Origin of the sequence: Sphingomonas sp. 1185 (genome assembly GCF_040544655.1) — a bacterium.
GTDB lineage: Bacteria > Pseudomonadota > Alphaproteobacteria > Sphingomonadales > Sphingomonadaceae > Sphingomonas.
Map to the genome: position 1 here is coordinate 311,262 of NZ_JBEPKL010000001.1, position 12,558 is coordinate 323,819.

Sequence of the window (12,558 nt, forward strand, 5' to 3'; positions counted from 1 at the left end):
GTGATGCGATAGGCGGGCCATTCGCGGCGTCGCCCTGCCGGGGGGAGGCTTTCATCATCATGTCGGCAAGGACGGACCTGGTATCATCGTGTTGCGATCGACGCTTCTGACCGGCAGCACCCTGCCCCTCGCCCTGTTGGCCGCGCTCGCTGCGACGCCTGCCGCCGCGCAGGATCTGCAGGATCGCCCCGTGGCACCGCCGCCCGCCGACGGCCCCGCCCCTGCGGACTCCAACCAGGTCCGCTTCAGCGCGGCGCAGCTGGAATATGACATCGACGCCGATATCGTGACGGCGACCGGCGATGTCCGCATGATCCGCGACGGCGAACGCCTGCGCGCCGACAAGGTGACGTGGAACCGCAAGTCCGGCAAGGTGCTCGCCACCGGCAATATCGCGATCACCAATCCCGAAGGCGACATCGCCTATGGCGACCAGATCGAGCTGACCGACTCGATGAAGGACGGCGTCGTCGACAATATGCTGGTCGTGCTCGAACAGGGTGGGCGCCTGGCGGCGGATCGGGGCACCCGCCAGACCGACGGCACCGTCAATCTCGAACATGCCGCCTATACGCCCTGCGCGGTCGAGACGTCCGAGGGCTGCCCCAAGGAGCCGTCGTGGAAGATCACGGCGGTCCGCGTCACCTATCGCCCGGACCGCGAGCGCGTCTATTTCAACGGCGCGCGACTGAACCTGTTCGGCCTGCCCACCATCCCGCTGCCGCGCCTGTCCGCGCCGGTGGGATCGGGCGGCGACAGCGGCTTCCTGACCCCCGACATCCGGCTCGACCGGGTCAACGGGATCGAGATTGCCGCGCCCTATTACTGGAAGCTCGCGCCCAACAAGGGGCTGACCGTCACGCCGCACGTCTTCACCGCCGTGCTGCCGATGATGGAGGCGGAATATGAGGCGCTGAACACGCTGGGCGCGTTCCGCCTGACCGGCTATGCCACCGCCAGCCGCCGCAGCGACGACCTGAACACCCTCAACCCGACCGACACGACCCAGGCGTTTCGCGGCTATCTCGACGGGATCGGCCGATACCAGTTTTCCCCCGAATGGAGCCTGTCGGGCTCGCTGCGGGTGACGACCGACCGCACCTTCCTGCGCCGTTACGATATTTCGCGCGACGACCGGCTGCGCACCACGGCCAGCCTGGAGCGGATCGACGCCGACAGCTATTTCGCGATCAACGGCTGGTACGTGCAGACGCTGCGCGTCAACGACCCGCAGGGGCAACAGGCCATCGCCCTGCCCGAGATCGACTATCGCCGCCGCTTCAACGACGGCCTGCTGGGCGGCAAGTTCGAGATGCAGCTCAACACGCTGGCGATCAGCCGGACGGCGGGCCAGGACACGCAGCGTGCCTTTGCCAGCCTGCGCTGGGACCTGCGCCGCCTGACCAACTGGGGCCAGGAGGTGACGTTCACCGCCTATGCGCGCGGCGACGCCTATAACTCCAGCAACATCGCCACCACGCCGCTGGTCTATCAGGGGCTGGACGGGTTCCAGGGGCGCGCGATCGGGGCGCTGGCGGTCGATGTCAAATGGCCCTTTGTCGGCGAGCTTTGGGGCGGCAGCCAGCGTTTCACCCCGCGCGTCCAGATCGTCGCCAGCCCGCCGATCCGCAATCTCGGCATCCCCAACGAGGATGCCCGCGCGGTCGATCTGGAGGATTCCAACCTCTTCGCGCTCAACCGCTTCCCCGGCTATGACCGGTTCGAGGATTCGACGCGCATCACCTACGGCGCGCAATGGGCGCTCACCCTGCCCGGCTTCACCCTCGACACGCTGGTGGGACAGAGCTTTCGCCTGAACGACCGCCAGACCATCCTCTATCCGGGCACCGGCCTGTCCGATCGCTGGTCGGATATCGTGGGGCGGACCGAGCTGCGCTTCCGCGACTTCGTCTCGCTGACCCACCGCTTCCGGCTGGACAAGGACAGTTTCGCGGTTCGCCGCAACGAGCTGGACGCGACGATCGGATCGCGCGCCACCTATTTCCAGGCGGGCTATCTGCGCCTGAACCGGCATATCTTCCCCTCGATCGAGGATTTGCAGGACCGCGAGGAAGTGCGGCTGGCAGGGCGCGTGCAGTTCGCCCGCTTCTGGTCGGCCTTTGGCTCGACGGTCATCGACCTGACCGACCGGTCGGAGGATTCTTTGTCGGTTGCCAATGGCTTCGATCCGATTCGTCACCGGCTGGGCGTGCAATATGAGGATGATTGCCTTCGCCTCGGCTTCACCTGGCGGCGCGATTATGTGAACACCGGCGATGCGCGGGCGGGCAACAGCTTTCTGTTGACGCTGGCCTTCACCAATCTCGGTCGCTAAGCCGACATTCAGCATGGTTGACCCATACCCCCGCGGTTACGCGCCGAGAGCTGGCGCGATGAGGATCACAGACACGGTGAAGCACGACATTCGTTCCAAGGCCCGCTTCCTTCGCATCGGGGGCACGCTGATGCTCGCCGCCGTCGCCGCGGGCGCGCTGGCGCAGACGGTTCCGGATCAGGCCGTGCCCGACACGGGCGGGCTCAACATCCCCTCGAATCTTCAGCTGTTCGGCAAGCTGGACCCCAATATCCGCAAGCCGACCGCGATCGTGAACGACACGGTGCTGACCGGCACCGACCTCGACCAGCGCATGGCGCTGGCGCTCGCGCTGAACAATGTCACCAACCTGTCGGCGGAGGACCGCGACCGGCTGCGCATGCAGATCCTGCGCCAGCTGATCGACGAGACGTTGCAGATCCAGGAGGCGAAGACCGCCGACATCACGGTCACGCCCGACGAGATCAACCAGGCCTATGCCCGCTTCTCGCAGCAGTTCGGCAAGACGCCCAGCCAGATGAACGCGTTCCTGCGCCAGGTCGGCTCGTCGGAAAAGTCGATGCGTCGCCAGATCGAGGGCGAGCTGGCCTGGAGCCGCTATCTCCGCCGCAAGGTCGAGCCGACCGTCAATGTCGGCGACGAAGAGGTGAATGCGATCCGCGCCCGCCTGGAAGCCGCCAAGGGCACCGAGGAATATAACCTCAAGGAAATCTTCCTGTCCGCCAACGAGGCGACCGCGCAGCAGGTCTTCGCCAATGCGCGGCAGATCATCGCCGAGATCCAGAAGGGGCAGCAGCCCTTCGAATATTTCGCGCGCAGCTTCTCCGAGGCGTCGACCCGCGCGGTGAACGGTGACTTGGGCTGGGTCCGTTCTGCGCAGCTGCCGCCCGAGCTTCAGGCGGCGGTGGGCCAGATGCAGGTCGGCCAGGTCGCCGGACCGATCCAGATCCCCGGCGGCTTCTCGATCCTGTACCTGACCGACAAGCGGCAGGTACTGACCGCCGATCCGCGCGATTCGCGGCTGTCGCTCAAGCAGCTGACCGTCAAGTTCCCGGCTGGCACCACCCAGGCACAGGCGAGCGCCCGCGCGGCGGAATTCGCCAAGGCGACCCAGGCGATCCGCGGCTGCGGCGACGTGCAGCGCGTGGCGACCCAGCTGAAGGCCGAGGTGGTCGACAACGACCAGGTGACGATCCGCCAGCTGCCCGCGCCGCTCCAGGAAATCCTGCTGAAGCTCCAGATCGGCCAGGCGACCCCGCCCTTCGGCTCGCCGGAGCAAGGCGTCCGCTCGCTGGTGCTGTGCGACCGCGAAGAGCCGCGTTCGGGCAATCTGCCGACCAACGACCAGTTGCAGAACCAGCTGGAGCAGCAGCGCGTCAACCTGCGCGCCAACCAGAAGATGCGCGACCTTCGCCGCGACGCGGTGATCGAATATCGGTGATGGGAGCGACGGCATGATCCGGCCTCTGGCGATTTCGATGGGCGACCCGGCCGGTATCGGTCCGGAGATCATCGCCAAGGCCTGGGCCGCGCGCGACGCGGCCGGTTTGCCGCCCTTCGTCGCGGTCGGCGATGCGCGCGCGATCGAGCGGGTCTGGGACGGGCCGACCCGGCGCGTCACCGACATGGCGGCGGCGGTCTCGGCGTTCGATACGGCGCTGCCCATCCTGTCGGTCGACGATGCGGGCGAAATCCATCCCGGCCGCCCGGATGTCGAGGGCGCACGCTGTGCGCTCCACGCGCTGGAGCTGGCGGTCGGCCTCGTTCGATCGGACGCCGCCTGTGCGCTGGTGACCGGGCCGGTCAGCAAGGCGCAGCTCTACGATATCGGCTTCACCCATCCGGGGCAGACCGAGTTCGTCGCCGAGCGTTGCGGCGTGGCGGGCGCCAATGCCGTCATGATGCTGGCGGGGCCGTCGCTGCGCGTGGTGCCGATCACCACCCATGTGCCGCTCGCGGCGGTATCGGGGCTGTTGTCGGTCGAGCTGATCGTCGCCAAGGGCCGCGCCACCGCGCGCGGGCTGTGCCGCAATTTCGGTATCACCGCCCCTCGCCTGGCCTTTGCCGGGCTGAACCCGCATGCGGGCGAAGGCGGCGCGATCGGGCGCGAGGAGATCGAGCTGATCGAACCGGCCATCGCGCAGTTGCGGGCCGAGGGGATCGATGCGACCGGCCCCTTCGCCGCCGACACGCTGTTCCACCCCCGCGCGCGCACCGCCTATGATGCGGTGCTGTGCTGCTATCACGATCAGGCGCTGGTGCCGCTCAAGACGCTGCATTTCGACGAGGGGGTCAACATCACGCTGGGACTGCCGATCGTGCGGACCTCGCCCGACCACGGCACCGCCTTCGGCATTGCCGGGCAGGACCAGGCGCATCCCGGCGCGATGATCGCCGCGATCGCCATGGCGGGCGATGCCGCGCGACGCCGGGCCGAGGCCGCGGCCTGACCGCATGACCCCGATCACGCCCCTGCCGCCGTTGCGCGATGTCATCGCGCGCCATGGCCTGTCCGCCGCCAAGTCCCTCGGCCAGAATTTCCTGTTCGACGGCCAGCTGCTCGCGCGGATCGCCGCGATCCCCGGCGACCTGACCGACCAGCAGGTGCTGGAGATCGGCCCCGGCCCGGGCGGCCTGACCCGTGCGCTCCTGATGGCGGGCGCACGCGTGACCGCGATCGAGCGCGACCGCCGCTGCATCCCCGCGCTCGCCGAACTGTCCGAGGCGTTTCCCGACCGGCTGAAGGTCATCGAGGGCGACGCGCTGCGCATCAATGCGCCCGAGCTGTTCGAGAGCAAGCCGCACATCGTCTCGAATCTGCCCTATAATGTCGGCACGCCGTTGCTGGTCGGCTGGCTGTCGGGGGCATGGCTGCCCTGGTGGCAGTCCTGCACGCTGATGTTCCAGAAGGAAGTGGCCGAGCGGATCGTCGCCGGTGCCGACCAGTCGGCCTATGGTCGCCTGGCCGTCCTGACCCAGTGGCGCAGCGATTCGCGGATCGCGATGCCGGTCCATCGATCCGCCTTCACCCCGCCGCCCAAGGTCATGTCGGCGGTCGTCCACATCACCCCGAAAGAGGCGCCCGAGGGGGTCAGCTTCCGCACGCTCGAACGGCTGACCGCCGCCGCCTTCGGCCAGCGTCGCAAGATGCTGCGCCAGAGCCTGAAGCCGGTGGCGGGCGCGACCGAAGCGATGGAGGCAGTCGGTATCGACCCGGCCCGCCGCGCCGAGACGCTGTCCGTGGCCGAATTCGTCGCCCTGGCCCGCGCGCTGGGGTGAAGGACTAGATTGGATCGACATTCATCATGCCTGTTCTTCCCTCGCCCCTCGCAGAGGGGAGAGGGTTGCGCAGACTTGGTCTTTGCGACAGCAAAGACTTAGTCGGAGCTGGGTGAGGGGTGGACGCTCGCACTGCGGGCGCGCGAGCCTCCAGGCTCGCTCAACCCCTCACCCAAGCTGCGCTAGCCAGCACGCTGGCAAGCTTCGCTAACCCTCTCCCCTGGACAGGGGAGAGGAGAAGAATACGCAATCGTGAATGTCTCCCCCCTAATCCTCCCCTGTGAGAGGGAGGAATTCGGGTTAAGGCGTCGGCGGGGTCTTGCTGTCGACCTGCGCGGTCGTGACCGGGGGGCCCTTGGCGATCAGCGCGGCGAGCGCGGTGGCATCGCCGCAATCCTGCTTGCACAGCGTCTTGATCTTGGCGAGATTGTCCTTGGCGCGGGCGATCGCGCCCTTCTGCACCAGGGCCTCACCCTGACCGCGCAGCGCGCGCGTGTCGTTCGGGTCGAGCAGCAGCGCCTCGCGATACAGCCGGATCGCCTTGCCCGGCAGGCCGCGCGCATCGGCGACCTCGGCGAGCAGCACGAAGGCGGCACGGTTGCGCGGATCGACCGTCACCGCCGTTTCCAGAGTGTCGGTCGCACCGTCGAGATTGCCCGCCGCCTTCAGGCTGCGCCCCTGCTCCAGCAATTGCAGCGACCGGGCATCGATCTGGCTGTCGGGGCGCTGGCCGCTGAGCGACGTGGAAAGCGAGACCACCGCCAATGCGGCGGCGGCGGCCAGGGACGTCAAACGCATGAGGAACTCCGGACTGGGCACGAAGCCGGATGCTAGCATGGTGCCTGGAGGCAGGCGACAAAAAAGCCGTCGGTGCCGTGCGTCGCGGGATCGAGGCGACGGCCCGGCCCATGGCCCGTACCGATCGCGGGTTCGATCTGCTCGGCCACCCAGCCGGGATGCCGCGCGAGAAAGGCGGCGACCTGGTCGGTCCCTTCGGCATCCAGCAGCGAGCAGACGATATAGACCATCCGCCCGCCCGGCTTCACCAGCCCCGCGCCGATCGCCATCACCTGTTCCTGCATCGCGCGCAGACGCTGCAATCGCTCCGGGGTCAGCCGCCAGCGCGCCTCGGGATTGCGCCGCCAGGTGCCGGTGCCCGAACAGGGCGCATCGATCAGGACGCCATCGGCCTTGCCCGCCCAGTCGGCCAGCATCTCGGCCTCGTGACCCGGATTGAGCAACCGGCTCTCGATGATGCTCGCCCCCGCCCGCTCGGCGCGCGGCGGCAGTTTCTGGAGCCGCGCCCGGTCGATGTCGCAGGCGAGCAGCGCGCCCTGATTGGCCATGGCGGCGGCCAGCTGGAGCGTCTTGCCCCCCGCCCCGGCGCACAGGTCGACCAGCCATTCGCCGGGTTTCGCGTTCAGCGCCGCGCCGACCAACTGGCTGCCCTCGTCCTGCACCTCGACCAGTCCGGCGCGGTAGAGGTCGGACGACTCCACCGCCGTCCCGTTGGGCAGGCGGATGCCCAGCGGGGCGAGCGGCGTGGCCGCGCCCTCGGGCCATTGCTCCAGCACCGCGTCGCGCGTGGTCGCCAGGCTGTTGACCCGCAGATCGAGCGGCGCCCGGTCGACCAGCGCGGCCTGCCGGGCCGCATCCAGCCCGGACGCGGTCAGCGCCTCGACCAGCCAGCCCGGCGCCACCCCGCCCTCGGCGCGCGGTTCGTCGGGCGCGATCGGCGCGGGGCCATGGCCCGCCCCGTCGAAGGTCGCCGCCACCGCCGGATCGCGATCGGCGACCGCCAGCATCGCGGCCCGGCCCGAAACCGGCATCGGTCCGGCCTGCCGGATCGCCGCATAGACCAGCTCGCGCACCGCCCGCCGGTCCTTCGACCCGGCATAGCGACGCGTCGCGAAATAGCGCGCGATCAGCGTGTCCGCCGCCGCACCGCCGCTGGCGGCGGCGGCGACGATCTCGTCCAGCAGTTCGATCGCCGCCTGGGTGCGGGCACCGGGGGTCATGCGCGGGCGTCCCTCGGCTCAGCGGGTCGGGTAATTGGGAGCTTCCCGCGTGATCGTCACGTCATGGACATGGCTTTCCTTCAGGCCCGCCCCTGTGATCTGGACGAACTGCGCCCGTTCGCGCAGGTCCTTCAGCGTCGCCGAGCCGGTATAGCCCATCGCCGCCTTGATGCCGCCGACCAGCTGGTGGATGACGTCGCGCGCCGGGCCCTTATAGGCGACCTGCCCCTCGATGCCCTCGGGCACCAGCTTCATCTGATCCTTGATATCGCCCTGGAAATAGCGGTCCGCCGAGCCGCGCCCCATCGCGCCGACCGAGCCCATGCCGCGATAGGACTTATAGGCACGGCCCTGGTACAGGAAGGTCTCGCCTGGCGCTTCCTCGGTGCCCGCGAGCAGCGAGCCGACCATGCAGGCGCCCGCCCCCGCCGCCAGCGCCTTGGCGAGATCGCCCGAGGTGCGCAGGCCGCCATCGGCAATCACCGGCACGCCCGACTTCCAGCCTTCCTCGGCGCAGTCCATCACGGCGGTCAACTGGGGCACCCCGACGCCCGCGACGACGCGGGTGGTACAGATCGAACCCGGCCCGATGCCGACCTTCACCGCATCGGCACCCGCATCGATCAGCGCGCGGGTGGCGGCGGCGGTGGCGACATTGCCTGCGATCACCTGCACCGTGTCGGACAGCTTCTTGGCCGCCTCGACCGCGCGGGCGACGTCGCGGTTATGGCCGTGCGCGGTGTCGATGATGACGCAGTCGACCTCCGCCTCGATCAGCGCGCGGGTCCGCTCAAAGCCCTTTTCGCCCACCGTGGAGGCGGCGGCGACGCGCAGGCGCCCGGCGGCATCCTTGGTGGCCGAGGGATAGGTGACGGCCTTCTCGATATCCTTGACGGTGATCAGGCCGACGCAGCGATAGCTTTCGTCGACGACCAGCAGCTTCTCGATCCGGCGCGCGTGGAGCAGGCGGCGCGCCTCGTCCTGGCCGACGCCGACCTTCACGGTCGCCAGATCCTCATGCGTCATCAGCTCGGACACCGGCTGTTGCGGGTTTTCGGCGAAGCGCACGTCGCGGTTGGTCAGGATGCCGACGAGACGGCCGTCGAATTCGACGACGGGGATGCCGCTGATCCGGTGCCGCGCCATCAGCGCCTGCGCCTCGGCCAGCGTCGCGGTCGGCGAGATGGTGATCGGGTTGACGACCATGCCGCTCTCGAACCGCTTGACCTGGCGCACGGCGGCGACCTGCTGATCGAGCGTCAGGTTGCGGTGCAGAACGCCCATGCCGCCCAGCTGCGCCATGACGATCGCCATGTCGGCCTCGGTCACGGTGTCCATCGCCGCCGACAGGACGGGGATGTTGAGCGCGATCGAGCGGGTCAGTTGCGTGCGCGTGTCCGCGCTGCTCGGCAGAACGTCGGACTCCTGCGGAACGAGGAGCACGTCGTCGAAGGTGAGGCCGAGGCGGATATCCATGGGGCTGCCAAATCCTGCGAAGGGAACAAGTGGCGGGCCATGTAACCAAAGCGAGCCGTTCCCGCTAGGCCCTTGCTGCACCGCCATGCTAGAACGTGTCAGGATCGATCTCTGGGGGAGTTTGTCGATGGGCGTGATCATTGCCGCGCTGGCGGTGCTGCTGGTGCTTCTGTATCTGATGATGTCGATCAAGATCGTCCGCCAGGGCTATCAGTACACGATCGAGCATTTCGGCCGCTATACCGGCACGGCCGCCCCCGGCTTCAACTTCTACCCCGCTTTCTTCTATCGCGTCGGCCGCCGCGTGAACATGATGGAACAGGTGATCGACATTCCGGGACAGGAGATCATCACCAAGGACAATGCGATGATCTCGACCGACGGGGTCGTCTTCTTCCAGGTATTGGATGCACCCAAGGCCGCCTATGAGGTGTCGGACCTGTATGTCGCGCTGCTGAACTTGGTGACGACCAACTTGCGCACCGTCATGGGCGCGATGGATCTGGACGAAACCTTGTCCAAGCGCGACGAGATCAATGCGCGGCTGCTCAATGTGGTCGACCATGCGACCACGCCCTGGGGGGTGAAGATCACCCGCGTCGAGATCAAGGACATCCGCCCGCCGGTCGATATCGTCAACGCCATGGCCCGCCAGATGAAGGCCGAACGCGAGAAGCGCGCCAACATCCTGGAGGCGGAAGGCTCGCGCGCTTCGGAGATCCTGCGCGCCGAGGGCCAGAAGCAGGCGCGCATCCTGGAAGCCGAAGGCCGCCGCGAGTCGGCGTTCCGCGACTCCGAAGCACGCGAGCGCGCCGCCGAGGCGGAGGCCAAGGCGACGCGAGTCGTGTCCGACGCGATCGCCTCGGGCGGGACGCAGGCGATCAACTATTTCGTCGCGCAGAAATATGTCGAGGCAGTGGGCAAGTTCGCGACCAGCCCCAATGCCAAGACGATCCTCTTCCCGGTCGAGGCGACCCAGCTGATCGGGACGCTGGGCGGCATCGGCGAGCTGGCGAAGGAAGCGCTGGCCCCGAACAAGCCGGGCGCCGCCACCCCGCCCGCCAGGCCGGGGCCGTTCGAGCCGTCGGGTTCGTGAGCCTGGGGGAGATCGACCCCGCCGCGCTCTGGCTGGCGGCGGGGTTGGTACTGGGCATCGCCGAGCTGCTCGTGCCGGGCGTCTTCCTGATCTTCCTCGCCATCGCGGTGGGGGTGACGGCGTTGACCGTCTGGGCTTTGCCGGACCTGCCGGTCGGGCTGCAACTCGCCGATTTCGCGGTGTGGAGCGTGGTGTGCGTCGTGATCGGGCGGCGCTGGTATCGGGACTTTCCCGTGGAGAGCGATGCGCCGGTCCTGAACGAGCCCGCCCGGCGGCTGCGCGGACAGATCGTGACGGTCACGACGCCGATCGCGGGCGGCGAAGGGCGCGCGCGGCTGGGCGACGGCGAATGGCCAGTGCGCGGACCCGATGCCGCCACGGGGACTCGGCTGCGCGTGGCGCATGTCGATGGCGGCGTGTTGCTGGTGGAGCCTTTGGCGGATTGAGGCCGTGCGTTGGGGCGTGGCCTTCGACTTCGCTCAGGCTGAACGGGCGTTGTTGCGGATTCCCGAAACCCCGTTCAGCCTGAGCGCAGTCGAAGGCCAAGGGAGAACGCCCGCCATGAGCGCCCTCCTCACCCGAGAAGCTACGCCGCCACCGTCACCTTGGGCGCCGCCGCGCGGACGCCTTCGTCGACATGGTCCGCGAACTGGCCGAAATTCTCGTTGAACAGATCGACCAGCCTGGCCGCCGTCGCGTCATAGGCCGCCTTGTCCGCCCAGGTATCACGCGGGTTGAGAATGGCCGGATCGACGCCGGGCACCGCGACCGGCACCTGGAAGCCGAAATTGGGATCGGTCCGGAACTCGGCCTGGTTGAGACTGCCGTCGAGCGCGGCGTTGAGCAGCGCGCGCGTCGCCTTGATCGGCATGCGGTGGCCTACGCCATATTTGCCGCCGGTCCAGCCGGTATTGACCAACCAGCAATCGACCCCGCCCTTCGCGATCCGCTCCTTGAGCAAATTGCCATAGACCGAGGGATGACGCGGCATGAAGGGCGCGCCGAAGCAGGTCGAGAAGGTCGCATCGGGCTCGGTCACGCCGATCTCGGTCCCCGCGACGCGCGCGGTATAGCCCGACAGGAAATGATACATGGCCTGTTCGGGCGTCAGCTTGGCGATCGGCGGCAGGATGCCATAGGCGTCCGCCGTCAGCATCACGATGTTGCGCGGCACGCCCCCCATATTGTCCTTCGACGCATTGGGGATGAAGTCGATCGGGTACGCCCCCCGGCTGTTCTCGGCCAGGCTGTTGTCGTTCAGGTCGAGCTGGCGCGTGACCGGGTCCATCACGACGTTTTCCAGGACCGTCCCGAACCGCTTGGTCGTGGCGAAGATCTCGGGCTCGGCCTCGGGCGAGAGGCGGATCATCTTGGCATAGCAGCCGCCCTCGAAATTGAAGACCGCCGTGTCCGACCAGCCATGCTCGTCATCGCCGATCAGCGTACGGCTGGCATCGGCCGACAGCGTAGTCTTGCCGGTGCCCGACAGGCCGAAGAACACCGCCGTCGATCCGTCCGCGCCCATATTGGCCGAACAATGCATCGGCATGACGCCCGTCGTCGGCAGCAGATAGTTGAGCAGGCCGAAGACCGACTTCTTCATCTCGCCCGCATAGCGCGTGCCGCCGATCAGGATCAGCTTCTCGGTCATGTTGACCGCGATGACCGTCGAGGAGCGGCAGCCATGGCGCGCGGGGTCGGCGCGGAAGCTGGGCAGGTCGATGATCGTATAGTCGGCGACGAACTTGCGCAGCTCATGCTCTTCGGGGCGGACCAGCATGGTGCGGATGAAGAGGTTGTGCCAGGCCAGCTCGGTCACGACGCGGACGCGGACCCGGTGCTCGGGCTGCGATCCGCCATACAGGTCCTGGACGAACAGGTCTTCCTTCTGGCCCAGCGCGGCGAAGAAATCGGCCTTGAGCGCGGCGAAATCGTCGGGGCTCATCGGCTTGTTGGTCTTGCCCCACCAGACGGTGTCGCGGGTCTCGTCGTCGCGGACCATGAACTTGTCCTGCGCCGAGCGGCCGGTATGTTCACCCGTCTCGACCACCAGCGGGCCGTCCGCGGACAGCTTGCCCTCGCCCCGCGCGACCGCCGTTTCGATCAGCCGCGCCGTCACCAGGTTCCAATGCAGCGTCGCGCGGGTTTCGATCCCCTGCGCCTGCAATCCGATCTCCGGAATCCGTTCGTTCATAAGAGCTTCCTCATTCCCTCATGCCGGGTGCCGGAAGTTCCGGCACCTCTTGCCGCCGCATAGGAATATGTATGCGTCCCCCCTTTTCATAGCCGCTTTGTTTAACACGTCAAACACACGAATCCGCAAAGACGGTTGAGCCGTGTCCCGCTTTGGCCTA

At 67.9% G+C, this 12,558-nt stretch carries 10 protein-coding genes; 6 read left to right on the plus strand and 4 right to left on the minus strand.

Annotated elements, in window-relative coordinates:
* Window positions 1-88: 88 nt before the first annotated feature.
* The 4 genes from ABIC44_RS01340 to rsmA are packed head-to-tail and all read left to right on the plus strand — an operon-like array spanning window position 89 to window position 5,614.
* The gene (locus ABIC44_RS01340; RefSeq protein ID WP_307099166.1) at window positions 89-2,335 is read left to right on the plus strand and encodes an LPS-assembly protein LptD; all 2,247 of its coding nucleotides are present in this window, start codon (window positions 89-91) and stop codon (window positions 2,333-2,335) included.
* Between the two features lie 58 nt (window positions 2,336-2,393).
* The gene (locus tag ABIC44_RS01345; protein WP_307099168.1) at window positions 2,394-3,776 is read left to right on the plus strand and encodes a peptidylprolyl isomerase; all 1,383 of its coding nucleotides are present in this window, start codon (window positions 2,394-2,396) and stop codon (window positions 3,774-3,776) included.
* A gap of 13 nt (window positions 3,777-3,789) precedes the next feature.
* Complete coding sequence (pdxA, locus tag ABIC44_RS01350; protein ID WP_354293192.1) at window positions 3,790-4,785, plus strand: 4-hydroxythreonine-4-phosphate dehydrogenase PdxA; 996 nt, start codon at window positions 3,790-3,792, stop codon at window positions 4,783-4,785.
* Window positions 4,786-4,789: 4 nt separating this feature from the next.
* Window positions 4,790-5,614, plus strand: a complete 825-nt coding sequence (rsmA, locus tag ABIC44_RS01355; protein WP_354293193.1) for a 16S rRNA (adenine(1518)-N(6)/adenine(1519)-N(6))-dimethyltransferase RsmA — start codon at window positions 4,790-4,792, stop codon at window positions 5,612-5,614.
* Window positions 5,615-5,914: 300 nt separating this feature from the next.
* Here the strand turns inward: rsmA and ABIC44_RS01360 are convergent, their stop codons facing one another.
* From ABIC44_RS01360 to guaB, 3 genes are read right to left on the minus strand one after another with little or no spacing between them, the layout of a single operon-like run.
* Window positions 5,915-6,412, minus strand: a complete 498-nt coding sequence (locus tag ABIC44_RS01360) for a tetratricopeptide repeat protein (RefSeq protein WP_354293195.1) — start codon at window positions 6,410-6,412, stop codon at window positions 5,915-5,917.
* Between the two features lie 32 nt (window positions 6,413-6,444).
* Window positions 6,445-7,632: an RsmB/NOP family class I SAM-dependent RNA methyltransferase gene (locus ABIC44_RS01365; protein ID WP_354293197.1), complete on the minus strand. Its 1,188-nt coding sequence runs from the start codon at window positions 7,630-7,632 to the stop codon at window positions 6,445-6,447.
* Window positions 7,633-7,650: 18 nt separating this feature from the next.
* Complete coding sequence (gene guaB / locus ABIC44_RS01370) at window positions 7,651-9,108, minus strand: IMP dehydrogenase (RefSeq protein ID WP_307099198.1); 1,458 nt, start codon at window positions 9,106-9,108, stop codon at window positions 7,651-7,653.
* A gap of 127 nt (window positions 9,109-9,235) precedes the next feature.
* Between guaB and ABIC44_RS01375 the strand changes: the two genes are divergently transcribed.
* Both ABIC44_RS01375 and ABIC44_RS01380 read left to right on the plus strand, forming a co-directional pair.
* On the plus strand, window positions 9,236-10,204 hold the full coding sequence (locus ABIC44_RS01375; protein WP_309695875.1) for an SPFH domain-containing protein: 969 nt from the start codon (window positions 9,236-9,238) through the stop codon (window positions 10,202-10,204).
* Window positions 10,201-10,650 (plus strand): NfeD family protein, encoded by a 450-nt coding sequence (locus tag ABIC44_RS01380; RefSeq protein WP_354293200.1) that lies wholly within the window; start codon window positions 10,201-10,203, stop codon window positions 10,648-10,650. Before ABIC44_RS01375 ends, ABIC44_RS01380 begins: the two co-directional genes overlap by 4 nt.
* Before the next feature lie 140 nt (window positions 10,651-10,790).
* Here ABIC44_RS01380 and ABIC44_RS01385 read toward each other — a convergent pair whose 3' ends face one another.
* Window positions 10,791-12,398: a phosphoenolpyruvate carboxykinase gene (locus ABIC44_RS01385; protein ID WP_309702274.1), complete on the minus strand. Its 1,608-nt coding sequence runs from the start codon at window positions 12,396-12,398 to the stop codon at window positions 10,791-10,793.
* Window positions 12,399-12,558: the final 160 nt, after the last annotated feature.